General features: G+C 67.7%; 22 protein-coding genes. 14 read left to right on the top strand and 8 right to left on the bottom strand.

Annotated features, from left to right (window positions below):
* Window positions 1-6 precede the first annotated feature (6 nt).
* The 4 genes from rpsF (at window position 7) to rplI (ending at window position 1,745) form a co-directional block, all read left to right on the top strand.
* On the top strand, window positions 7-297 hold the full coding sequence (gene rpsF / locus FPZ41_RS07545; RefSeq protein ID WP_005482942.1) for a 30S ribosomal protein S6: 291 nt from the start codon (window positions 7-9) through the stop codon (window positions 295-297).
* A gap of 76 nt (window positions 298-373) precedes the next feature.
* On the top strand, window positions 374-961 hold the full coding sequence (locus FPZ41_RS07550) for a single-stranded DNA-binding protein (protein ID WP_152860369.1): 588 nt from the start codon (window positions 374-376) through the stop codon (window positions 959-961).
* An 82-nt stretch (window positions 962-1,043) separates the two neighbouring features.
* Window positions 1,044-1,280: a 30S ribosomal protein S18 gene (rpsR, locus tag FPZ41_RS07555; RefSeq protein WP_003949403.1), complete on the top strand. Its 237-nt coding sequence runs from the start codon at window positions 1,044-1,046 to the stop codon at window positions 1,278-1,280.
* Window positions 1,281-1,298: 18 nt separating this feature from the next.
* Entirely contained in the window at window positions 1,299-1,745 is a 447-nt protein-coding gene (gene rplI, locus FPZ41_RS07560) for a 50S ribosomal protein L9 (protein ID WP_131558452.1), read from the top strand.
* A gap of 230 nt (window positions 1,746-1,975) precedes the next feature.
* Here rplI and FPZ41_RS07565 read toward each other — a convergent pair whose 3' ends face one another.
* Window positions 1,976-3,313 carry an MATE family efflux transporter gene (locus FPZ41_RS07565; protein ID WP_194236020.1) on the bottom strand — a complete coding sequence of 446 codons (1,338 nt, stop codon included), beginning with the start codon at window positions 3,311-3,313 and terminating at the stop codon, window positions 1,976-1,978.
* Between the two features lie 460 nt (window positions 3,314-3,773).
* Between FPZ41_RS07565 and dnaB the strand changes: the two genes are divergently transcribed.
* The 8 genes from dnaB to FPZ41_RS07605 all read left to right on the top strand — a co-directional run bounded on the left by dnaB (window position 3,774) and on the right by FPZ41_RS07605 (window position 15,049).
* Window positions 3,774-5,249 carry a replicative DNA helicase gene (dnaB, locus tag FPZ41_RS07570; RefSeq protein WP_322619928.1) on the top strand — a complete coding sequence of 492 codons (1,476 nt, stop codon included), beginning with the start codon at window positions 3,774-3,776 and terminating at the stop codon, window positions 5,247-5,249.
* A gap of 196 nt (window positions 5,250-5,445) precedes the next feature.
* A complete protein-coding gene (locus tag FPZ41_RS07575) occupies window positions 5,446-6,165 on the top strand; it encodes a TnsA-like heteromeric transposase endonuclease subunit (protein WP_322619929.1) in 720 nt (239 codons plus the stop codon).
* Entirely contained in the window at window positions 6,162-8,291 is a 2,130-nt protein-coding gene (locus FPZ41_RS07580) for a helix-turn-helix domain-containing protein (protein WP_152860373.1), read from the top strand. Before FPZ41_RS07575 ends, FPZ41_RS07580 begins: the two co-directional genes overlap by 4 nt.
* Window positions 8,288-9,406 (top strand): AAA family ATPase, encoded by a 1,119-nt coding sequence (locus tag FPZ41_RS07585; RefSeq protein ID WP_322619930.1) that lies wholly within the window; start codon window positions 8,288-8,290, stop codon window positions 9,404-9,406. The genes FPZ41_RS07580 and FPZ41_RS07585 overlap by 4 nt, the downstream gene beginning before the upstream one ends.
* Entirely contained in the window at window positions 9,403-12,051 is a 2,649-nt protein-coding gene (locus tag FPZ41_RS07590; RefSeq protein WP_152860375.1) for a TniQ family protein, read from the top strand. Before FPZ41_RS07585 ends, FPZ41_RS07590 begins: the two co-directional genes overlap by 4 nt.
* A gap of 8 nt (window positions 12,052-12,059) precedes the next feature.
* Window positions 12,060-12,362, top strand: coding sequence for a hypothetical protein (locus tag FPZ41_RS07595; RefSeq protein ID WP_152860430.1), 303 nt, complete (start codon window positions 12,060-12,062; stop codon window positions 12,360-12,362).
* Between the two features lie 111 nt (window positions 12,363-12,473).
* The gene (locus tag FPZ41_RS07600) at window positions 12,474-13,376 is read left to right on the top strand and encodes a DUF3626 domain-containing protein (RefSeq protein ID WP_228022569.1); all 903 of its coding nucleotides are present in this window, start codon (window positions 12,474-12,476) and stop codon (window positions 13,374-13,376) included.
* Between the two features lie 284 nt (window positions 13,377-13,660).
* Window positions 13,661-15,049, top strand: coding sequence for a serine hydrolase domain-containing protein (locus tag FPZ41_RS07605; RefSeq protein WP_152860377.1), 1,389 nt, complete (start codon window positions 13,661-13,663; stop codon window positions 15,047-15,049).
* Between the two features lie 84 nt (window positions 15,050-15,133).
* Here FPZ41_RS07605 and FPZ41_RS07610 read toward each other — a convergent pair whose 3' ends face one another.
* Window positions 15,134-15,586 (bottom strand): GNAT family N-acetyltransferase, encoded by a 453-nt coding sequence (locus FPZ41_RS07610; RefSeq protein ID WP_152860379.1) that lies wholly within the window; start codon window positions 15,584-15,586, stop codon window positions 15,134-15,136.
* A gap of 9 nt (window positions 15,587-15,595) precedes the next feature.
* On the bottom strand, window positions 15,596-16,054 hold the full coding sequence (locus FPZ41_RS07615; protein WP_152860381.1) for a MarR family winged helix-turn-helix transcriptional regulator: 459 nt from the start codon (window positions 16,052-16,054) through the stop codon (window positions 15,596-15,598).
* A 141-nt stretch (window positions 16,055-16,195) separates the two neighbouring features.
* Between FPZ41_RS07615 and FPZ41_RS07620 the strand changes: the two genes are divergently transcribed.
* Complete coding sequence (locus FPZ41_RS07620) at window positions 16,196-17,434, top strand: MFS transporter (protein WP_152860383.1); 1,239 nt, start codon at window positions 16,196-16,198, stop codon at window positions 17,432-17,434.
* Window positions 17,435-17,517: 83 nt separating this feature from the next.
* Here the strand turns inward: FPZ41_RS07620 and FPZ41_RS07625 are convergent, their stop codons facing one another.
* A complete protein-coding gene (locus FPZ41_RS07625) occupies window positions 17,518-18,384 on the bottom strand; it encodes a GNAT family N-acetyltransferase (RefSeq protein ID WP_322619931.1) in 867 nt (288 codons plus the stop codon).
* Between the two features lie 664 nt (window positions 18,385-19,048).
* On the opposite strand from FPZ41_RS07625, the gene FPZ41_RS07630 reads away from it, so the two are divergent.
* Window positions 19,049-20,491: a globin domain-containing protein gene (locus FPZ41_RS07630; RefSeq protein WP_152860388.1), complete on the top strand. Its 1,443-nt coding sequence runs from the start codon at window positions 19,049-19,051 to the stop codon at window positions 20,489-20,491.
* A gap of 12 nt (window positions 20,492-20,503) precedes the next feature.
* Here FPZ41_RS07630 and FPZ41_RS07635 read toward each other — a convergent pair whose 3' ends face one another.
* The 4 genes from FPZ41_RS07635 to FPZ41_RS07650 form a co-directional block, all read right to left on the bottom strand.
* Window positions 20,504-20,986, bottom strand: a complete 483-nt coding sequence (locus FPZ41_RS07635) for an NUDIX domain-containing protein (RefSeq protein WP_131558467.1) — start codon at window positions 20,984-20,986, stop codon at window positions 20,504-20,506.
* A 221-nt stretch (window positions 20,987-21,207) separates the two neighbouring features.
* On the bottom strand, window positions 21,208-22,113 hold the full coding sequence (locus FPZ41_RS07640) for a LysR family transcriptional regulator (protein ID WP_152860390.1): 906 nt from the start codon (window positions 22,111-22,113) through the stop codon (window positions 21,208-21,210).
* A 212-nt stretch (window positions 22,114-22,325) separates the two neighbouring features.
* Window positions 22,326-23,462, bottom strand: coding sequence for a cystathionine gamma-lyase (locus FPZ41_RS07645; protein WP_152860392.1), 1,137 nt, complete (start codon window positions 23,460-23,462; stop codon window positions 22,326-22,328).
* Window positions 23,459-23,950: a low molecular weight protein-tyrosine-phosphatase gene (locus FPZ41_RS07650; RefSeq protein WP_152860394.1), complete on the bottom strand. Its 492-nt coding sequence runs from the start codon at window positions 23,948-23,950 to the stop codon at window positions 23,459-23,461. The genes FPZ41_RS07645 and FPZ41_RS07650 overlap by 4 nt, the downstream gene beginning before the upstream one ends.
* Between the last annotated feature and the right edge of the window lie 6 nt (window positions 23,951-23,956).

Here is a 23,956-nt window from a genome sequence, read left to right on the forward strand (position 1 = left end):
TTCCACATGCGTCACTACGAGGTGATGGTCATCCTCGACCCCGATCTGGAGGAGCGCGCTGTCGCCCCCCTGATCGAGAACTTCCTCTCCGTCGTCCGTGAGGGCAACGGAAAGGTGGAGAAGGTCGACACCTGGGGCCGTCGTCGTCTCTCGTACGAGATCAAGAAGAAGCCTGAGGGCATCTACTCGGTCATCGACCTGCAGGCCGAGCCTGCGGTCGTCAAGGAGCTCGACCGCCAGATGAACCTGAACGAGTCGGTCCTCCGGACCAAGGTCCTCCGCCCCGAGACCCACTGAGCACTCCCGCTCAGCTGATCTCGGGAATCGAGTAGCACCACAAGCAGCCAGCAGCAAACCCGCCGAGAGGTTCCCCATGGCAGGCGAGACCGTCATCACGGTCGTCGGCAATCTTGTCGACGACCCCGAGCTGCGCTTCACCCCTTCCGGTGCGGCGGTCGCGAAGTTCCGTGTCGCGTCCACGCCCCGCACCTTCGACCGCCAGACGAACGAGTGGAAGGACGGCGAGAGCCTGTTCCTGACCTGCTCGGTCTGGCGTCAGGCGGCGGAGAACGTCGCCGAGTCGCTCCAGCGAGGCATGCGCGTCATCGTGCAGGGCCGGCTGAAGCAGCGGTCCTACGAGGATCGTGAGGGCGTCAAGCGCACGGTCTACGAGCTCGACGTCGACGAGGTCGGCGCGAGCCTGCGCAACGCCACGGCCAAGGTCACCAAAACCGCCGGCCGCGGTGGCCAGGGCGGTTACGGCGGCGGGGGCGGCCAGGGTGGCGGCGGCTGGGGCGGAGGCTCCGGCGGCGGCCAGCAGGGCGGCGGCGCTCCTGCCGACGACCCGTGGGCGACCGGCGCTCCCGCCGGTGGCAACCAGGGCGGTGGCAACCAGGGCGGTGGCGGCTGGGGCGGAGGCTCCGGCGGCGGTGGCGGCTACTCGGACGAGCCCCCCTTCTAGGCCTTGGGGATCGGGATACCGGTCCATCACGGCGAGGGGCGGGGCCGTACCCCAAACTTCTTGATCACACAGGAGAAACACCATGGCGAAGCCGCCTGTGCGCAAGCCTAAGAAGAAGGTCTGCGCTTTCTGCAAGGACAAGGTCACGTACGTGGACTACAAGGACACGAACATGCTGCGGAAGTTCATTTCCGACCGCGGCAAGATCCGTGCCCGCCGCGTGACCGGCAACTGCACGCAGCACCAGCGTGACGTCGCCACGGCCGTGAAGAACAGCCGTGAGATGGCGCTGCTGCCCTACACCTCCACCGCGCGCTAAGGGAAGGGTGACCTACTCATGAAGATCATCCTCACCCACGAGGTCTCCGGCCTCGGTGCCGCGGGCGAAGTCGTCGACGTCAAGGACGGCTACGCTCGCAACTACCTGATCCCGCGGAAGTTTGCGATCCGCTGGACCAAGGGCGGCGAGAAGGACGTCGAGCAGATCCGTCGCGCTCGCAAGATCCACGAGATTCAGACCATCGAGCAGGCCAATCAGGTCAAGGCCCAGATCGAGGGTGTCAAGGTCCGCCTGGCCGTTCGCTCCGGCGACGCCGGTCGTCTCTTCGGTTCCGTCACCCCGGCCGACATCGCCTCGGCGATCAAGGCCTCCGGTGGCCCCGAGGTCGACAAGCGCCGCATCGAGCTGGTCACGCCCATCAAGACGCTGGGCGCCCACGAGACGTCCGTGCGTCTGCACCCCGAGGTGGCCGCCAAGGTCAGCATCGAGGTCGTTGCGGCGTAAGCGCCGCGCTCGCTGAAGCGGTATCCGGGGCCGCACCCTTCGGGGTGCGGCCCCCACTGCTTGCTTGGCCCCTCAGACGGAGCCGAACCAGTCTAGGGACGCGCGTGTGACGCCTGCCTGTTTCACGTGAAACAGGCAGGAAGCGGGGCGATGTTTCACGTAGCACGCAGGCGGTTCGACCTGGACGACAGCGCTGCCGAAAATGCGTGACTCGGGCGCGGCCAACTTGCTCAGCGGGTCGCCCCCGTGACGATCCAGCGACCTGAGCGGGAGCGCAGCCACAGTGTCAGCATGCGCATCGCCATCATCAGCGTCATGGCTCCCCAGAGTGCGGTCAGTCCGCCACCGAAAGCCGGAACGAGAAGTGCCGCGGGCGCGAAGACCGCGAGGGTCAGCAGCATCGCCCACGCCAGATACGGGCCGTCTCCCGCGCCCATCAGTACGCCATCGAGAACGAACACGATGCCGGAGATCGGCTGGGAGAGCGCCACCACCATGAGGGCGGGCAATGCGGCGTCCTGGACAACCGGATCGCCGGTGAAGAGCGGGATGAACACGGGGCGGCTGACGAGCACCAACAGTGCCAGCACGATGCCGGTGGCGATGCCCCACTGCACCATGCGGCGACAGGCCTCCCTGGCCCCCTGGGCATCGCCCGCGCCGAGATAACGGCCGATGATGGCCTGCCCCGCGATGGCTATCGCGTCGAGCGCGAAGGCGAGCAGGGTCCACAGGGAAAGGATGATCTGATGCGCTGCGATATCGGCGTCTCCGAGGCGCGCCGCGACCCCGGTGGCGATCATCAGGATGGCCCGAAGTGAGAGCGTACGCACCAGCAGCGGTGCCCCGGCCTGGGCGCTGGCTCGTATCCCGGCGGCGTCCGGTCGTAGCGAGGCACCGTGCCTGTGTGCCCCGCGGACCACGACCCAGAGGTACACGGCGGCCATGCCGCACTGGGCGATGACCGTGCCCCACGCGGAGCCGGCGATACCCAGATCGGCGCCGTAGACGAGACCTACGTTGAGGGCGGCGTTGGCAACGAAGCCCCCTATGGCGACGTACAGCGGAGTCTTAGTGTCCTGGAGTCCGCGCAGGACGCCTGTGGCGGCGAGCACCACCAGCATCGCCGGGATGCCGAGTGCGGAAATACGGAGATACGTGGTCGCGAACGGGGCCGCGGTGTCCGAGGCGCCGAACAGATCCACCAGTGCAGGCGCTCCGGGCAGGACGACGACCACGACGGCGGCGCCGAGAAGGAGAGCGAGCCAGACGCCGTCCATGCCCTGACGGATGGCGGCCCGCGGATCGCCGGCGCCCACTTGGCGGGCGACCCCGGCCGTGGTGGCGTACGCCAGGAAAATGAAGACGCTCACCGCGGTGGTGAGGAGGGCGGAGGCGACACCGAGGCCGGCCAGTTGTGCGGTGCCGAGGTGGCCGACGATGGCGGTGTCGGCCAACAGAAAGAGAGGCTCGGCGACGAGTGCGCCGAAGGCCGGAACAGCCAGCATGACGATCTCTCGGTCGTGCTGTCGCCGAGCGGCCCTGGACGCCGCGGGAGCCTGTGTCATGGACATCAATCTAACCGTCCACAGGTAAGAGATGCAATCAACTAGTACCCCTTACTGTCGGCTTGGTCGGGCGTGTCGTGGCGGCTCGTTCGAGAGGATCTTGGTCTGGCTGTGAAAGTTTTTCTTCTGCACAGCCAGTGGATGGGAAAGTAGCAGGTCAGGGCCATAGGGTGCGGATGTCTCAAGGCTTGTTCACAGGCCTGTCCACCGTGTCGTGCACAGGTTTTGTGGAGTTCTCCACAGCATCAGGGTCGTCGTCCACATGGCCTGTGGATAACCAGATTGGCTGACGGTGCCGAGCGGCCTACCGTGGTGCGGCGCCCGCCCTGTCTTCAGGTCTCGGAATGCACGCAAAACCGACGTGCCAGAAGCGGAGTTGGGCCTCTTATTTGTCAGTGTCGTGCCGTAAGAAAGAGGGGCACGGCGAGGTCCGCTCGCGCGGACGGGAGGAGGTGGCCCGGTGAGCATTTCCGAGCCCTTGGACGAGCCGTGGGCCGACAGCGGACCCAGCGATCGTCTGCCCGCCTCCCGTCGCGGCAGCACTGGTGGCCGCGCCCGTGACGAACAGCACGACCGGGGCCGTGAGGACAGTGCGTGGGACGGCGCGGGGCCGTCGTTCGAGCGGGTACCGCCACAGGACCTCGATGCCGAGCAGTCCGTTCTCGGTGGCATGCTCCTGTCCAAGGACGCCATCGCGGACGTGGTCGAGGTGCTCAAGGGCCATGACTTCTACAAGCCCGCGCACGAGACCATCTTCCAGGCCATCCTCGACGTCTACGCCAAGGGTGAGCCGGCCGACCCCATCACGATCGCCGCCGAGCTCACCAAGCGCGGCGAGATCACCAAGGTGGGTGGCCCCGCGTATCTGCACGCCCTCGTCCAGACGGTCCCGACGGCGGCGAACGCCGAGTACTACGCCGAGATCGTCCACGAGCGTGCGGTCCTGCGCCGCCTGGTCGAGGCCGGTACGCGGATCACGCAGATGGGGTACGCGGCCGATGACGACGTCGACGAGATCGTCAACAGGGCACAGGCCGAGATCTATGCCGTCACCGAGCAGCGCACCACTGAGGACTATCTGCCGCTCGGCGACATCATGGAGGGCGCGCTCGACGAGATCGAGGCGATCGGTTCCCGGTCGGGGGAGATGACCGGTGTGCCGACCGGCTTCACTGACCTCGACCAGCTCACGAACGGTCTGCACCCGGGCCAGATGATCATCATCGCCGCCCGTCCCGCCATGGGTAAGTCGACGCTGGCGCTGGACTTCGCACGGGCCTGCTCGATCAAGCACAACATGCCGAGCGTGATCTTCTCGCTCGAAATGGGCCGCAATGAGATCGCGATGCGTCTGCTGTCCGCCGAGGCGCGCGTGGCTCTGCATCACATGAGGTCCGGGACGATGACCGACGAGGACTGGACCCGCCTCGCGCGCCGGATGCCGGATGTTTCGGCCGCTCCGCTCTACATCGACGACTCCCCGAACCTGTCGATGATGGAGATCCGTGCCAAGTGCCGCCGTCTCAAACAGCGCAGCGATCTGAAGCTGGTCGTCATCGACTACCTGCAGCTGATGCAGTCCGGCGGTAAACGGTCCGAGAGCCGCCAGCAGGAGGTCTCCGACATGTCGCGAAACCTCAAGCTGCTGGCCAAGGAGCTGGAACTGCCGGTGATCGCGCTGTCCCAGCTCAACCGTGGCCCCGAGCAGCGCACGGACAAGAAGCCCATGGTCTCCGACCTGCGTGAGTCGGGATCGATCGAGCAGGACGCGGACATGGTGATCCTGCTGCACCGCGAGGACGCCTATGAGAAGGAGTCCCCGCGCGCGGGCGAGGCGGACATCATCGTGGGCAAGCACCGCAACGGCCCGACGGCCACGATCACCGTCGCCTTCCAGGGGCACTACTCACGCTTCGTGGACATGGCGCAGACCTGATAAATCCGCTTGTAGGGTCTCAAATCCTGCTTCATAATCTCAGAGTCAGCTGCATATGGATGGCATTTATGCAGCCATCGTGAGACTCGCAGCTCGGGGCCTTCACTCTTCTGGGTGATGTAAGGGGTGACCTCTCCACGCGGGGAGCGACCGCTGGCACCTTGGCTACACGGGCAGTCACTCGTGGGCTGGGGGTGTGGTGGACGTTGCTGTGACGGTGAGCGTGCGTCGTCAGAACGGTCAGGTCGTTGAAGATCGCTTCTGGGGCACGGAGCCCATCAAATCTTTGGCTTCGGCCATGCCCTGGCGGACGTTCCGTTGGTACAAGGGCCAGAAGCACTACTCGGGCACCTACTGGTCGGCGACGATGCGCGATCACGTGATCTACGAGTCGCGACTGGAGCTGTCGCGGTTGCTCTTCGCTGATTTCGATTCGTCCGTACGCGGCATCGTGGCTCAGCCCTTCTTGCTGAAGACGGTGATGGAGGGGAAGGTCCGCAGGCACATCCCGGACTACCTCCTGCTCACCCGGGAGGTGCCGGTGGTCGTCGACGTCAAGCCGCTTCATCGGTTGTCCAAGCCGGAGGTGGCGTTCACCTTCGGCTGGACTCGGCGGGCGGTGGAATCACGGGGATGGGCGTACGAGGTCTGGAGCGAGCCTCCGGCTGTGAAACTGGAGAACATCCGGTTCCTGGCGGGCTATCGAAGGGACTGGCTGTTCAGCCCCGAGGTCCTGGAAGACCTTCGGGGAGCTGAGCTCGATGGTGTCCCTCTGGGGCAGGCCACCTGCTGTCTGCCGAATCGTTCGGAGCCTCAAGTCCGCTCCGCCATCCATCATTTGCTCTGGACGCGGTCTCTCGTTACCGATCTCGATCGGCCGCTCAGCCCTTCTCACGTTCTGAGGCGGGCGGCATGAGCAGGGCGGGGGCTCGGGTCGGGGTCGGTACGCGCTTCCGCTACGACGGAGAGACCGTCGAGGTGGTGGAGATGGCCGCGACGACGGCAGGCAACGAGGTGGTCCTGAAGGACGGCCAGGGACGATTGCTGCGGCTGTCACTCAAGGAACTTCTGTTCTCCGACCGTGCCGCTGTCCGTCCAGACGGCCCAGGACCGTCAGCTGACGATGAAGAAGAGATCGCTTCGGTCGTACTGGGACAGCTCGACAGTTCAGCACGGGCGAAAGTTCTTGAACGCGCCGAGCATGTCCGCGAGGTTCTGACGGGATTCCGGTCTGGAGTTCCGGAACTGGCACGCGATGGTGAGCCCCGCCCGGACTTTCGCCCGGAGCGACCGTTGGAGGTGCGATACACAGCCAAGGCCGATGAGCTGGGGGTATCACTTCGCACTGTCAAGCAGTGGGTCGCTGATTTTCGTCGTCGTGGAGAGGCTGGGCTCGCGCCGAAGAAGTCAAAAGGAAAGCCACACTCCGGAGTTGATGACCGGTGGGTGGAGACCGCGGTGGAGGTGATGGTCGAGCACACCGACCAGTCGCGGCCGTCGCGGACGATGGTGATCGAGCGGACCCGGGCTCGGGTGATCGCGCGGTTCGGCGAGGATGTGGTGCCGCAGCCGAGTCGGGCGACGGCGTTTCGGCTGCTGGAGGAGCTGGAGCGACGACATCCGCTGTTCCGGCTGAGTACGAAGCGCAACCGGGATATTGCCGGTCGGCCGGAGGGTCAGTACGGCAAGCTGCGGCCGACACGGCCGGGCGAGTACCTGCTGATGGACTCCACCCGCCTGGACGTCTTCGCGTTCGACCCGCTGACGCTCAAGTGGGTTCAGGCCGAGTTGAGTGTCGGGATGGACTGGTACACCCGCTGCATCACGGGGATCCGGCTGACGCCGGTCTCGACGAAAGCGGTGGATGTCAGTGCGGTGCTCTTCCAGTCGTTTCGGCCGAGGCCGGCGGGGCGGGACTGGCCGCGACACGCGGTCTGGCCCGAGCACGGCATCCCCCGCACCGTCCTGGTCGACGTCGAGGGCGCCAGTGGACCGGGCCTGGCCTCGCCGCCCCTGGTTCCCGAGACGCTGGTTGTCGACCACGGCAAGGTCTACGTCTCGGAGCATCTGACCAGTGTCTGCCACCGGATGGGCATCTCCATCCAGCCGGCCCGGCTCCGGACGGGTCGGGACAAGGGGCCGGTTGAGCGCTATTTCCGGACCTTGCGGGAGGGGCTGCTGCAGGTGCTGCCGGGCTACAAGGGGCCCGACATCCACTCGCGGGGCGAGAGTCCGGAGGACGACGCGTTCTTCTTCCTCGACGAGCTTGAGGCGATCATTCGGGAGTGGACCGCGACGGTCTATCACTGCAGGCCGCACTCCAGTCTGGTCGATCCGGGCCTGCCGGGTCTGCGGATGTCTCCGGCGAAGATGTTCGAGCACGGCATGGCGCGGGCGGGTTACATCGAAGCACCCCGCGACCGGGACCTTGCTTACGAGTTCCTGAAGACCGAGTGGCGCACGATCCAGCACTACGGTGTCGAGATTGGCCGTCGCCGCTACAGCGGCCCCGGACTGAAGGGCCTGAGTGGTCTCCGGAGTCCGTACGACGGCCCGGTCAAGAATGGCTGGCCGTTCCAGGTGGACCCCGACGACATCACCCGGATCTACTTCCGTGATCCGGCCACCCGGGCCTGGCACACGCTGCTCTGGGAGCACGCGCCGTCGACCGAGATGCCGTTGAGTGAGGACGCGTTGACATTCGCCCGGCAGTTGGCTGCCTCGAAGTATCGCTTTCCCGACGACCGGCTTGCCGTCGCCGACTTGCTGGAGCGGTGGAACCTCGGGTTGGGCACCACGATCGCCGAGCGGCGCATGGCCCTGCGGCTCTCGCGAGAGCAGGCCGCCATCGAACTTCCGGAGAGTGAGGCGGAGACGGTCGTCTCGCTTCCGTCCGTACGCAAGGCCCTTGGCCAGGACAACGAGACCGCAGAACCGCAGGAGCCCGACGTGGCGACGGAAACGGGGGACGATGACGAGGCCGATCTGGAGGACCTCGCCAAGGAGGACGACTTCTACGCTGATGCTCTGGAGGACGTGTGAACGACAACGCCGTTCCGGAGCCGGACAATCTCGCCCTGTCGCGGAAGGAGGACTTCAAGGCGTTCGCCGAGAGTCCTCGCCGCAGTCGGCCCGATCTGCTGACGCGCAAGCAGCTGAAGTCTCTGGGCGCGCAGGCGCGGGCGGACTACGACCGGCAGCGTCGGAAGTGGCACGCGAACATCGGCCCGGTCAAGACGCCTCAACTGGCAGAGCTCCACGAGGACTTGTGGGACATCGTCGACAGCAACGAGCAGGATGGTGACAAGGCCAAGGGGGCGGTGGCTGTCGACGCGTTCCCGGGGCTGGGCAAGACGACCTCGGTGCTTGCCTTCGCCCGCGACTTCCACCAGCGGGAGATCGAGGAGTCGGGCCCGTTCACCAGCCAGGGGCACGAGCGGATCCCGGTCTGCCGGGTCGGGCTGACCGGGAACACCGGGATGAAGGATCTCAACCGGGCGATGCTGGAGTTCTTCGGCCACCCTGGACAGGGGCGGGGCACCACCGCTCAGTTCGGACGGCGGGTGCTGGACTGCGTGTTGTCCTGCGATGTCCGACTGGTGGTTCTGGATGATCTGCACTTTCTGAAATGGGGACAGAAGAGCGGCATCGAGGTGAGCAATCACCTGAAGTGGATTGCCAACGAGTTCCCGGTGACGTTGCTGATGGTGGGGGTCGAACTCGCGGAGAAGGGCCTGTTCGGCGAGGGAACGAACGGGCGCGACACAGCGCTGGCCCAGACCGGCCGCCGCACCACCCGCCTCGGGCTGCGTCCGTTCACCATCGACGCGGAGGCCGGGCGCAGGGAATGGCGGCAGATGCTGCTGGCCCTCGAACAGCGCGTCGTGCTCACAGACAAGCACCCCGGCATGCTCGCGGACGACCTGTCGGACTACCTATTCGCCCGCAGCACCGGACACATCGGCTCACTGATGACGCTGATCAACCGTGGCTGCCAGCGGGCGGTCCGCACCGGCGCCGAGCGTTTGGACCAGGAGCTGATGGACCGGGTGAAGAACGACGAGGCGTCCGAGGCGGCCCGCCTCGAACTCCAGGCCGCGCTGGAGAAGAAGCGGCTGACCAGCCGCCCGCGATCCCGGGGCCGACGAGCTGCATGAGAGAGCTGGCCCGGACTCTGCCGATCCGGCTGCCGCCCCTGCCCGGTGAGGCACTGGACTCCTGGCTGGAGGCGACGGCCAGACGGATGGACACCGCGCTCGGTGATGTCCTGCTGCACTTCGGATTCCCGGTTCGGCAGCGGACCGGAAACCAGTTCCGGGGCATCCCGGCGGACTGGACGATCTTCCTCGACGAGCGGTTGACCGCCGCCGTCGCGCACGCCACCGGAACGAGCCCGGAGGCGGTCGCTGCCATGACCTTGGCGCACTATGAGGGCCGGGCCCTGCAGCTGAGTGCCCAAGGCAGGACTGTGACACGGCATGTCCTCTGGGGACGCGGACGGGGGTCCCGTTTCTGCCCGGATTGTCTCCGCTCCAGCGAGGGGCGCTGGCAGTTGTCCTGGCGGCTTGGGTTCTCCTTCGCCTGCACCCTGCACCGCCGTCTGCTGGCGGACTGCTGCCCGCACTGCGGGCAGGTTCCGCGGCAGCGGCCCCGTTCCGGCCGGTCTGTCCCCCGGCCTGAACTCTGCGGCAATACACCAGCCCGTCCCGGCGGCCCGATCTCGGCGGGCTGCGGCACGGATCTGACCTGCGCTTCGACGCTTCTCCTGCCTGCTGGCCACCCTGTTCTTGCGGCGCAGGACCGGGTGACGGAGATCATCGAAACGCAGACGGCCGCCTTCGGCTCCTACCGGACTGCCCCACAACCGGCACCAGCGGTGCTGGCCGACATCCGGGCCCTGGGCATCCGTGTCCTGAGCGATCTTCCCGCCGCCGCTCTGCGGGAACAGATACCGGCCGACATCGCGGAAGCGCACCTCGCTGCCGACCCGGCCGCCTGGCACCTCGAACGGGTGGCGGACCGCCCGGGGTTCATGGCCCCGCCGCGAGCCGCGGATGCCGCCGTCGCGGTCACCGTGGCCCTGGGCATCCTGCAGCAGCCGGGAATCCATCCGGCCGGCGAGGTCCTGCGCGGCCTGCTGGAAGAAGTACGCGAGGAACTCGCGCAGATCTCGGTGACGAGTATCGACGGCTGGGGGCGGGGCATCAGCCCAGTGCTGCAGTCCGTGCATCTGGCCGCGCTCGCCCCTTCCCTCCGCCCCAGCGAGCACCTCCGCTACCGCACCACGGCCGAGATGCCCCGCCGACCGGCAAGGACCGCCCGGGACATCGAGGAGAGAGCCAGGAAGATCCCTGCGATGTTCTGGCCGTCCTGGGCGGTCCGGCTCACACCGCCCGAGGGAATCTACGCACGGTCCCTGGCCCCCGTTCTGGCTGCCCTGCTGCTGATCCCAGACAGTCGCACCTCCTTGGAACAGGCGGCCGGGCTGGCCGGCGACGTCATCGACGGCATCGAGGTCTCGCGGCTTCTCCAGGCACTTGACGACCTTCCGCACTGGCCGGACATCGTCACTGCCCTGGACCGGCTCTCCGACTACCTTGATGCCAGCGACGTCCCCATCGACTACGGCCGACGCCGGGTCCTCGACTACACCGGCCTGCTTCCCCATGACCGCTGGCTGGAGATCTGCCGCCGCACCGGAACCCCGCCGGGAGCTGGCCGACGCGAACGCATTGCCCGCAGCCAGCTCTTCCGACGCCTCAGCGGCCTGCCTGCCGAGTCCGCCCCCGACGACCAGGGCGGGCTCGACAGCGCAGAGTTCCGGGCGATGTCCCTGCACCTCACCGCACTCCAGACACCCGAACTCGCACACGCCCTCCAGCAGGAAGCCCTCAACTTCCTTGCCTCGCACCGCATCCACGACGAGCCCGTGACCTGGCAGCCACCCACCGCCTTGCTGGCCGGACTCACCCTTCCAGGACCGGACCCGGCGCACATCGACCTGCCTCGCCTGCATCAGCTCGTCCGAGAACGCCAGCACCCCGTTCAGCACGCCGCCCAAGTCCTGGGCACGACCGTCGAGGCCATCCGGCATGCCCTCGACGAACACCCAGCCCCCGCACCCCCGCTGACGAAGAACACAGCCAGAGCCGCCGGCCGCATCCGGCAGCAAGCCCGGCAAGCCATCACGGCAGAGCGCTTCACCCAGCTCTACCGCGACGAACACCGTTCCCTCCAGCAGATCGCCACCCTCACCGGCTTCTCCCGCAGAGTGCTGACCGAACTCGCCAAGGAGTACGGCATCCCACTCCGCGACGGCCCTCAGGACTACAAGCGTTGCGGCACCGTCGAACGGGACTGGCTCGTCGAGCAGTACGTCCACCGACGCCGGACCCTGCCGGATCTCGCCCGCGAAACCGGCATGAGCACCGCGAACATGGCCCGCTGGGCCCACACCCACAACGTCCCCCTCCGCCCCCGCGGCGGGGGAAGCCACAACACCGCACTGCGTGTGACGGAGCAGGCGGCCCACACTCCAGCGATCCTGCGCGAGGCTCTCACCAGCTCCTTTGCCCGGCAGCGACTCGAACGCTTCGTGGCGGCATCGCGATATGCCACGATGCGTGAGGCAGCCGCAGTCCTCGGTATCAACCAGCCGACCCTGGTCACCCAGATCAACCGCCTGGAGCGGGACCTCGGGCAAGCACTGTTCGAACGTGTCGAGCGCGGTCGGGCTATGGAACTGACCCCCTTCGGCGAGACAGTCGTAGCAGCGGCCAGCACCGTCATTATTGACCGGTGACCACATGGATGCGCTGCTACTGGGACGAGGAAGTCACCTGGTTCTACTTCGAGGTCGACGCCGAAGGCTGGGTGATCCGGCAGGTCGAACTCGAAGGCCCTGAGCTGACCCCGATCGCAGCTGCCTCCCTCGCCGAGTGGCAGCAGGCCTACGACGCAGGCCGCCTCGATGAGTACGACAGTCGGTTCGGGATCACAGCTGAACTGCCCGTCTCGGAATGGGAAGGCCACGACCCCGAGCAACTTACCTCCGCGGAGTTCGAGGAAGTCTGGGGTCCTGCCCGCCGACAGATCGCATCCCGGCCCCGCTGACCTCTCTGTCTGCGGCGGCTTCTTGGCTAGGTCCCGATACAGGAGTGCGGAACTCTCTGGCCAACTCAAAACCCAGTGTGGTCACCGATGACATTGCGGCACACTGCGCGGATGGGTACTGATGTCGCCTGGTCCCCGCGGGAGAGGGCTCTGCGTCACGTCGCGGCCCTGTCCTCGGGAGGGCCGCTCAACCTTGGACTGCGGCTGACGATGAACTTCCATCCCGACCGCATGGCGGGCGACCGTCCGATCCTGCTCAAGATGGCGGAGGACGGTATCTACCGGTCGCAGTTCGTGACCGGCACCAGCAATGGCGGTCTGACCGCCCACCCAGGCGGGGACAGGTGGCACTGGGAAAGCCGTATCTTCGGAGGTGCCTACGACCTCGCCGCCGCTGGCGAACGCCCCGTTTACGGAGCGCTGAACTACCGGCGAGACGCTGTCGGCGGGGCGCCTCGATTCGGCTCCTCGCACTTCAGGCTCACAATCAGGACTCTCGCGCGAGCCACGTTCTGCTACCCGGACAGCTCCACCGACCCCTCGGCATTCGGAGTTGCAAACCGCTTCTCGCTCCTTGAGCTGGCCGAGGCCGACGGCCTCGATGCCGTGGACGGTCATATCGAAGCGCAGGTTCATGGGCCGGTCAGGTTCGACTGCGACGTCGAAGCCCTGGTTCTGGATCCCAGCTATCGCGGCACGGCGGTCGAAGACATGGCCCGCCGACTCCCATGCGTCATTGAGTGGCATCCCGGCTTCCGACTCGCCGTGGATCACTTGCGACGCCACCCGGACTACCGCGGACAGGAGTACGTCGATCTAGGCGCCGAGATCGCGGTCGACGGCTGGCTTGATCCCCAGATCATTGGCGATGCTGCCCGCACAGACCGCTACGACCCACAGGCGCTCAAGAAGGTCTGGCACTGCCTGGCGCGCTTCGGCTCGCCACTTCGCACGAACGCCGAAACGCGGGACCCAGTCCCCGCCTGCTGTCCACTGGAGCCGGCGAGCCGGTGACCCACCGTTCATTGGCATCTGCCGCCTGCATGGGTCCACACGGGCTTCGCAAGGTCGGCTGGGCCATCAGGCGTTCCGCCCCGGGTTGTCGCGGAGCACTGCCTGAACTTGGCCGCGCAGCGACTGACGTTCCCACGAGGATATGACACAGCCGTGAGACAGAACTCTCCAGCCAAGCCTTGAGACAACCGATGAAACAGCAGGCCACAGCATCGCTCTATGCCGCGAGCCGCGAGATCCTACACCGCTCGACTGCCGGTTCAGGGCCCGGTGGACTGTGCCGCATGACAACACCTCAGGAAGAGTTGCTGCCTGCCACGCGTCGCGCCCTGCTGCACCGCATCGCCGTGGCTCAGGCCGAGGGGCGGGCGCCGTCCATGGTCGCTGCGGTCGTTCGCGGTGGCCGGACGGTGTGGACCGGGGCACGGACCTCAGTGGAGGGGCACGCTCCGGACGAGAACACGCAGTACAGGGTTGGTTCGATCACCAAGACGTTCACTGCCGTCCTGGTGCTGCGGCTCCGTGACGAGGGCGTACTGGACCTCGGCGACCCGCTGGAGAAGCACCTGCCGGGCACCGGCGCGGGGGAGGCCACGATCGCCGAACTGCTCGCGCACACCGGTGGCCTGGCGGCGGAGTCGCCCGCGCCCTGGTGGGAGCGCACCCCCGGCTCGCTGCGTCCGGAGCTCGCCGATGTGCTGGGCGAGCAGCCGCACCGGCATCCCGTGGGCCGCCGCTTCCACTACTCCAACACCGGCTACACGCTCCTGGGTGCCCTCGTCGAAGAGTTGCGAGGTGCCCCCTGGGAGGACGTGCTGCGGCGTGAGGTACTCGAACCGCTGAGCCTGCACCGCACGAGCGGCGACCCGCAGGCGCCCCATGCGGGCGGCTGGGCCGTACATCCCTGGGCGGACGTGATGCTTCCGGAGCCCACCGAGCACCTCGGACGCATGGCGCCCGCGGGACAACTCTGGTCCACCACCGGGGACCTCTCCCGCTTTGCGGCGTTCCTCGCCCAGGGCGACGACCGAGTGCTGAGCGCGGAGTCCCTGCTGGAGATGTGGACGCCCGCCGCGCCGGCCGAGGCGGCGGATGTGGCCGCGGGCGTGGCGTACGGGCTTGGCATGCAACTCCAGCAGCGCGACGGCCGCTTCCTCGTGGGGCACTCCGGATCCGTACCGGGCTTCCTCGCGAGCCTCACGATCAGTGTGGAGGACGATGTGGCGGCCGTCGTGCTGGTCAACTGCACTTCGGGACCCGCCGCGTCGAGTGTTGCCGCCGACCTCGTCGGCATCGTGGCGGAGGCTGAGCCCCGGATTCCCGAGCCGTGGCGGCCGCTGCCCGAAGCCGACCGGTCCGTGCTGGAGTTGACTGGGCAGTGGTACTGGGGCACGCATGCCTTCGCGCTGCGGCTCGTGGCCGGCGGGGGTCTCTCGCTGGAACCGCTGTCGGGCAACGGCCGCCTGGGTGCGTGGTTCAGGGCGAACGGTGACGGCACGTGGACCGGACTCGATGGCTATTTCGCGGGTGAGTCTCTGCGGGCCGTAAGACGGCCCGACGGGTCCGTGGACCATCTGGACCTCGGATCGTTTGTGTTCACGCGGCAGCCGTACGAGGAGGGGGCTTCGGTGCCGGGTGGGGTGGACCCCGAGGGGTGGCGCGGGATCTCGTAGCCCCCGCGGAGCGTATGAGGCTGTCTGTGTGGTGTTGGGTGCTGTTTCACGTGAAACAGCACCCAACACCACACAGACAGCCCTTCAGAGCCGCAACTTGAAGCCCACGTGAGAGGCCTCGAAGCCCAGCCGCTCGTAAAACCGGTGGGCGTCGGTGCGGGTGGCGTCAGAGGTGAGCTGGACCAGCTGGCAGTCCTGGCGCCGGGATGTGTCGATCGCCCACTGGATGAGCCTCGTGCCGAGGCCGCTGCCACGCTCGTCGGCGTGGATACGGACGCCTTCGATGACGGATCGGGTCGCGCCCTTGCGCGACAGTCCGGGAATGATCGTGAGCTGGAGGGTGCCGACGACCCGGCTCTCGCGTACGGCGACGACCAAGTGCTGATTCAGGTCGCCGCTGATGCGTTCCAGGGCTGTCAGGTAGGGCGTCAGGTCGTTCGGTGACTCCCGCTGGGCGCCCAGGGGGTCGTCGGCGAGCATGGCGACGATGGCGGGAACGTCGTCGGTGACGGCCGATCGTATTTCAAGATCTCCCATGGGCGCAGCCTATGCGGGCGTGCTCAATGACTCGACGACCCGGACGAGGGGGGCCAGTTCGGGAGTCTCGGCCGCCTTGTCGAGGGCCTCGCGCAGGGCGGCGTCGTTGGTGGGGCGTGCCTCTTCGAGAAGCGTGAGCCCCGCCTCGGTGACGTCCGTGTAGATGCCGCGGCGGTCGGTGGGGCACAGGTAGCGCGCCAGGAGCCCCCGGTCCTCAAGGCGGGTGACCAGCCGCGTGGTGGCGCTCTGGCTGAGGACGACTGCGTCGGCGACCTGCTTCATCTGCAGATGGCCCCCATCGCCATGGTGCTGACGGCTGAGTACGTCGAGCAGGGAGTACTCGCGCACGCTCAGGTTGTGCTTGGTCTGTAGTGCGCGCTCGATGTGGACCTCGATCCTCCCGTGCAGCAGAGAGAGGGCGCACCAGCCCTGGGAGAGGGCGGTGAGTGCGGGGTCCGTCGCGGTCATGCGTCTTCCTCCATCCCGGAGCGGCTGGATCCAGGATATGACACCGGAGCAATAGACCGCTTTTGCAGTTAGAGTGCGTCTGCAACTATTGTGGGCGCTGGTAAAGTGCTCCCGCAATCCACTCGGAAGGTGACACCCTTCATGCCTCTCGCGCTTCTGGCCCTGGCGATCGGGGCTTTCGGTATTGGCACGACCGAGTTCGTCGTCATGGGCCTCCTCCCCGAGGTCGCCCAGGACTTCGGCGTCTCCATCCCCACCGCCGGCTGGCTGGTCACCGGCTACGCACTGGGCGTCACGGCGGGCGCCCCGATCATGACCGTCCTGGGCACCAGGATTCCGCGCAAGCGGATGCTGATGCTGTTGATGTGCTTGTTCATCGTCGGCAACCTGGTGTCCGCCGTCGCACCTGTCTTCGCCGTCATGCTGATCGGCCGTGCGATTGCCTCGCTCGCTCACGGTGCCTTCTTCGGCATCGGCTCGGTCGTCGCAGCCGACCTGGTGGCACCCGAAAAGAAGGCCGGAGCCATCGCGATGATGTTCACGGGACTCACCGTGGCCAACGTGGTCGGCGTGCCGCTGGGCACCTTTATCGGGCAGTCCGTCGGCTGGCGCGTCACCTTCGCCGTCGTCGCCGCCCTCGGGGTCCTGGGCCTGGCAGGCATCGCACGGCTCGTACCGGAGATGCCCAGGCCGGAAGGGGTACACCTGCGCCATGAGCTGGCCGCCTTCAAGAACGTGCAGGTCCTGCTCGCCATGGCGATGACCGTCCTTGGCTTCGGCGGTGTCTTCGCGGCCATCACCTACATCGCGCCGATGATGACGCATGTCGCGGGCTTCGCCGACTCCTCCGTCACCTGGCTTCTCGTCCTCTTCGGCCTGGGCATGGTCGTCGGCAACATCGTGGGCGGCAGGTTCGCCGACCGCGCGCTCATGCCCATGCTGTACATCTCGCTGGGCGCCCTCGCCGTCGTCCTCGCGCTCTTCACCCTCACCGCGCACGACAAGATCGCGGCGGCGGTGACGATCGCGCTGGTTGGCGCCCTGGGCTTCGCGACCGTTCCACCGCTGCAGAAGCGCGTCCTCGACCAGGCGCACGCCGCCCCCACGCTGGCCTCGGCGGTGAACATCGGCGCCTTCAACCTCGGTAACGCGCTCTCTGCCTGGCTCGGCGGTCTCGTCATCGCCGCGGGTCTCGGTTACACGGCCCCCAACTGGGTCGGCGCCGCCCTCGCCGGGACCGCCCTCGTCCTGGCTGTCCTCTCAGCCGCCCTGGAGCGCAGGGGTAGCGCATCCAGCACGGTCGTGGCCGGGGCTGGGACGGGCGGCGGAGCCGCAGTGATGGGGAACACCACCGAGCAACGGTCCGCCGTTCGGAGCTGACCCCCGTGTCGGCTCACCCACATCCCGGCCCCGAACTCGGCGCCGGGGCCACAACGGCCCCCGCGCCGAGTTTCGTGGATGCCTCAGCCCGCCGCCACCGTCACGGGAGCGAACCGCCGGGTCCAGTCGCCCGGCAGTTCGGCGATCCCATAGGTCATCACCGCATTGAAGGCCATGGAGGTCAGCCCGCGGTCTTTCACCCACGTCAGCAACTCGTCGTGGCGTACGTCGATGTCGGTACGCAGGGCGCGGTCGGTACGAGCGGCCAAGGAGGTGATGAGCGCCTTCGCCGTCTCCGTGTCCCGTGCGATGAGCGGACCGACGACGTGAGTGTCCACGTTGGGCCAGGCGGCCCCGTACCCGATGATCCGGCCGTTTTCCTCGGCGACATGAAGGTGGTCGACGAATGCCGGAAGGCGCGTGAGCACATGGGTGCGGTCGGCGCCGAAGACCTCTTCGTCGAGCCGGAGAATCGTGGTGACGTCCTCGGCTGTGGCCGGCCGGGTGGCGATCACAGGTAGCCGTCCGCCGGGCGTGAAGTGCCCGACGATCATCTCGGCCCGGCCGGTGACTTTGAAGCCCAGTTCCTCATAGAGAGGCCGGCCGTACGGCGTCGCATGAAGCGTCAGAGGGGTCGTGTCCGCCTCTGTGAGGACATGCTGCATCAGACGGCGGCCGACGCCCTGACGGGCATGACGCTCGGCCACCAGAACCATGCCGATCGTCCCGAGATCCGGGCGGCCCGTTGTGCCGTACTCGGTCACGACGCAGGCGCTGACGAGGCCGCCGCCGGGGTCGTCGATGCCGTATCCCTTGCCCGCCGCGAGAAGCAGCCCCCATTTGTGTTCCTCACGGGGCCACCCCCGATCCTCGGACAAGTCGGCGCAGGCGGTGAGATCGCGAGGCGTCAGGCGGCGGATGGGGAGAGCGGCGAGGGAAGGTGTCGGCACGCAGGTCAGGCTGTCTGACCTGCGCCCCTGTCGTCCACCGGTTTGCGGGGACACGCATGAGCTTTTGGCCATGTACTCAAGACCACAGCAGGCGGACAGGTGTTTCACGTGAAACAACGATCACGCTCGTCGTACCGACGGCACCTGATCTCCCGCACAGGTCAATCCGCCGGCCTCGCCCCCCTGGCCCGGCTGTTGGCGCGACGCTTCGATGTCTGGCTAGCACATGAATGGGTTTACCGCGCCCGGCAGTTGAAGAAATCTTGACTTTCGCACGCTGTACAGATCGTGGTGAAGGATGGGGGGACTTGTGTGTGGGACGTCTGCCGGTATGGTCGAGTCCGGTTCTTGTCCAGGGTGAGGTGCGCTCATCTCACCAGGGCATGAACACAGGCCAATGCAGCGTAATGGGACGGAGAGATCGAAGACCCGCATTCTGCGTTAAGTGATCGGCCGCTGGTACGCGGTGGGACGCTGCGGTGTGAGAACTGCGGTCCATCTCACTTGCCTACTTGTCCGTACGCGGCCGGAATCCGGGTTGAATGTGGCCGCTTGGCCGATGGGACCGAACGGGGAATGCAAGGCCGTCTGCGGGGGACAGCAGGCAACCTCCCGCCCGGGGGGTACGCAGAACGACCGAAAGAAGTTCGAGGCGAGGCACACCATGGACGCTCCGACCACCACGTCGGCCGATCACGGCACGTCCGGCGGCGACGGCGCGGGCGGCTGGTTCACCCCGCGTAAGAAGCCCACACCCGCCGGCGGAGAGCAGGAGACCGAGGGCAGCCGTCTGGCCGGGCTGCGCCCGCTCGGCCGGCCTGCTGAGGGTGAGCCCGCATCTGGCGGCGGCATCCCTGCAACGAGCGGAAGCGCCGGTATTCAGGAACGAATACCGGACGGGGGCGCGCCGGCATCCGCCGAGGCCCCGCCGCCCCAGGCGACCGTCCAACAGGAGCGTGTACCCCCCCAACGCTCCGCCTCCTCTCCCCAGGCCTCCCCGGACGCCGTGCTCATCCGGCAAACCATGGAAGAGATCAGCCCGGTCGCCGACAAGGTCACCTCCTACTTCTACGCCTTGCTCTTCGTGCGGCATCCCGAGCTGCGTCCGCTTTTCCCGCCGGCGATGGACACTCAGCGCGATCGCCTCCTCAAGGCTCTGCTGATCGCGGCCGAACACATCGACAACGCCCCGGTGCTGGAGGATTACCTGCAGAATCTCGGCCGGGGACACCGCAAGTACGGCACCCGGCCCGAGCATTACCCGGCCGTCGGTGAGTGCCTCATCGGGGCGCTGAGCCGGTTCGCCAGCGCCATCTGGGACGAAAGGACCGAGGCGGCGTGGGTGCGGGCGTACACGACCATCTCCCAGGTGATGATCGACTCGGCGGCCGAGGACGAGCTGCGGTCCCCGCCCTGGTGGATGGCCGAGGTCGTCTCGCACGATCTCAGGACGCCGGACATCGCGGTCATCACCGTCAGGCCCGACCAGCCGTACCCCTTCCTTGCCGGGCAGTACACGAGCCTGGAGACTCCCTGGTGGCCGCGGATATGGCGGCACTACTCATTCGCCTCGGCGCCCCGCTCCGACGGCCTGCTGTCGTTCCATGTGAAGGCGATCCCGGCAGGCTGGGTGTCCACTGCGCTCGTGCACCGGGCTCGCCCCGGCGACGTCCTACGACTCGGGCCGCCGGCGGGTTCGATGACGGTCGACCACACCACTGACAGCGGACTGCTGTGCGTAGGCGGCGGCACAGGCATAGCGCCCATCAAGGCGTTGGTCGAGGACGTCGCAGAGCACGGTGAGCGACGTTCCGTCGAGGTGTTCTACGGCGCACGCGCCGATCACGACCTCTACGACATCGACACGTTGCTGCGGATGAAGCAGAGCCACTCATGGCTGGAGATCCGCACGGTCGTGGACCGGCAAGGGCTCCTGCAGCTCCCCGATGCCATGCGCGAGTTCGGGCCGTGGAACGAGTACGACGCGTATCTCTCGGGTCCGCCCGGCCTGATCCGCAGTGGTGTGGACACGCTGCGGGGCATCGGCATGCCCTGGAACCGCATACGGCACGACTCGGTGGAGGAGCTGGTCGCGGCAGCGGACTGAGGCTCGTCGGGCTCAGCCAAGGTCGGGCGCGTGCATCGCCCGGACGCCCTCGATGTTCCCGTCGAGGTAGTGCCGCAGGGACAGCGGTACGAGGTGGACGGACGCGATACCGACCCGTGTGAACGGCACACGCACGATCTCGTACTCGCCCAGAGGTTCGTCGACCTCGGGACCGTGCCGCTGGGAGGTGTCCATGGATTCCAGGCGGCAGACGAAGAAGTGCTGGACCTTCACGCCGGTCGCGCCGCCGTCCTCGCCGATGTGTTCGACGGTGTCCACGAAGCAGGGCACCACATCGGTGATCTTGGCGCCGAGTTCCTCATGTACCTCGCGATGGAGCGCGTCGACGACGGTCGTGTCATCGGGCTCGACCCCGCCACCCGGTGTGAGCCAGTAGGGATCGACGCCTGGCTTCGTCCGCTTGATCAGGATCAGGTCGTCGCCATCGAGCAGGATGGCGCGGGCGGTGCGCTTGACCACGGGTCGGACGGTCATGGGAGAAATGTGGCCCGGTTGGTTCCACGTGAAACATCGCCCAGCCCCGGAAAAGAAGCTCGGGACGAAGCCGCGGAAAGAAGCCTGGGACGGGAGCCCCGGGAGAGGAGCCCGGGAAAGACGAGCTCCGCGCCGCCGGCTCCCCGCTCCTGGAAGCGCACCCGCACGCCATGCCGTCATCGCGCCGACACGTGTGCCGTGCGCACAAGCAGCCTCCGGCGCTACGACCATCCCGTGGCCGCCCGCAGCAGCCGCTCGTGTGCCCGCGCGATGTGCGGCATGGCCAGTGTGCCGGTCCGCACCGCCAGGAAGTACGTGCGCAGCGGAGGCACCGCCGGTTCGAGGAGTGCCACGACGTCACCACGCTTCAGGGCGGACGCACACAGATAGCGGGGCAGCACGGCCAGTCCCGCGCCCGTGACGGCGCACGCGAGGACCGCGCGGAGGTCGGGCACGATGACGGTGCCCGAAGCGGCGGGCCGGGAGTCGAAGACGGAGGCCCAGTAGCGGGCGACGAAGGGCAGCGACTCGTGCACCTCGACCACCGGGAGGTTCTCCAGTGCGTGAGCGTCCTTGCGGCGCAGCTTGGCCGCACCGACACGGGAAGCCCAGCGTGGATCGGCGATCAGGACGTGCTCCTCGTCGCAGAGCGGAGTCGCGGTGAGCAGGGCGCCACGCGGACGTGCCGTTGTGATGGCCAGATCATGGTGTCCGGCGGCAAGCCCTTCCAGCGTCTCCTCGGCATTTCCGAACGAGGCCCGCAACGCAAAACCCTGCCCGTGGTCCCCGGTCAGCTCGGTGAGGGCGGGCAGGGCGCGTTCGGCGGTGAACTCCGGTGGCCCGGCGAGGTGCAGGGTGCGTAAGGAGGAGTCCTCGTCCAGCCCGGTCTCGGCGATTTCGACCAGGGCGTCGAGATGGGGGGCCGCTTTGTGGGCGAGCTCGTCGCCGATCGTCGTGGGGGTCACGCCGCGCGCCTGACGCAGAAACAGGGGGCGGCCCAGCTGCTGCTCCAGCGTGCGTATCTGCGAGGTGACGGCCGGCTGCGAGAGACCGAGCAGTGCGGCGGCGCGGGTGAAGGAGCCGGCCCGGTGCACGGCGACGAACGTCCGCAGCAGGGCCAAATCCATGGTGCTCCCTCCCCTCCCATCCCCGGAGCGCCCAACTATAAATAAGTCGATAGGTCTCTGTCGCTACTGTGATTGGACACTGACGCAGAGTCAACTAGCCTTGTTGACGCGGTTCTTCGCGCGCAGAACCGGGGGCGGTCCGAGCCACGAGGGGGGAGGTTCGGACCGCCCGATCTGCGTAGTGGGGTACCAGGCGGTAACGATCGGCTCCGTCAGCCCGCCGACTCGTCAAGAGCGCGCAGCACATCGGCCACCAGGTCGTCGGCGTCCTCGGCGCCCGCCGAGAAGCGGACGAAGCCGTCGGGGACCGCGTCCCCACCCCACCGGCCGCGCCGCTCGGCGGTGGACCGTACCCCGCCGAAGCTCGTGGCGTCGTCCACCAGGCGCAGAGCGTCCAGAAAACGATCGGCACGCGCGCGTGTGGGCAGCGAGAACGACACCACACACCCGTAGCGCCGCATCTGCTGCGAGGCGACCTTGTGCGCCGGATCGTCGGGCAGTCCCGGATAGCGCAGCCCGGTCACCTCGGGCCGCCCCTTCAGCGCTTCCGCGACGGCCAGGGCGTTGGCGCTCTGGCGGTCGGCGCGGAGGTGCAGCGTGGCCAGCGAACGGTGGGCGAGCCAGGCCTCCATGGGCCCCGTGATCGCCCCGGCGATCTTGCGCCAGCGCCGCACTGCCGTCAGCAGCCCCGCGTCGCGGCTCACCACGTACCCCAGCAGGAGGTCGCCGTGTCCGGTGAGCTGCTTGGTGCCGCTGGCCACGGCGAAGTCGGCCCCCAGTTCCAGCGGCCGCTGCCCGAGCGGGGTCGCCAGGGTGTTGTCGACCGCGACGATGCACCCACGCGCGTGTGCTGCCTCGGTGAGCCGCCGGATGTCGCACACGTCGAGCCCCGGGTTCGACGGCGTCTCGATCCACAGCAGCTTCGCGCCGTCGAGAACGTCGAGCTGCGCGTTGTCGGCCGTCGGCGCCGTACGTACCTCGATGCCGTACGCCTCCAGTTGCTCACGCACCAGCGGCAGTGCCTGATAGCCGTCGTTCGGCAGTACCGCGACATCACCGGTGCGCAGCTGGGAGAAGAGGACGGCCGAGATGGCGGCCATGCCGGAGGGGAAGACGAGCGTCTCCGCGTCGTCCTGGCCCGGAGCCTCCAGCTCGGCTATGGCGCGCTCCAGGAGGGTCCAGGTGGGGTTCTCGTCGCGGCCGTAGGTGTAGGGGCCCGTGGGGTCGCCCGGCAGGTGGTAGTGGGCGGCGAAGACCGGGCCCGGGAGGGTGGGCTCGTGCTTGACGGGCTCGGGCAGCCCTGCCCGTACCGCACGTGTGCCGTCGCCGAAGACCGCCGAGTCGCTCATGCCGCCTGTCCTTCCACATGCTCCCGTACGACGGCGAGCAGGCCTGGGCTCGCCGCCTCCAGCATCTCAAGGCACTCCTCGAAGCCGTCCATGCCCCCGTAGTACGGGTCCGGTACGTCGAGGTCATCGCCCGCGGCGGGGTCGTACGAGCGCAGGAGCCGGACCTTCGCGGCGTCCTCCGGAGTGGGCGCGAGACGGCGCAGGGCCCGCAGATGGCCGGAGTCGAGGGCGATCACGAGATCGAGGCGGGCGAACCAGGAGTCCTGGAACTGCCGGGCAACGTGCTCGCTTCCGTAGCCGTTCGCCTCGAGGACGGAGACGGTGCGCGGGTCGGCACCGTCGCCCTCGTGCCAGCTGCCCGTGCCCGCGCTGTCGACCTCGACCCGGCTGTCGAGCCCGGCCTCCTCTACGCGCGCGCGAAAGACGGACTCGGCCATCGGGGAACGACAGATGTTGCCAGTGCAGACAAAGCAGACACGGTAGGTCATAGCGGG

Origin of the sequence: Streptomyces acidicola (genome assembly GCF_009377235.1) — a bacterium.
Classification (GTDB): Bacteria; Actinomycetota; Actinomycetes; order Streptomycetales; family Streptomycetaceae; genus Streptomyces; species Streptomyces acidicola.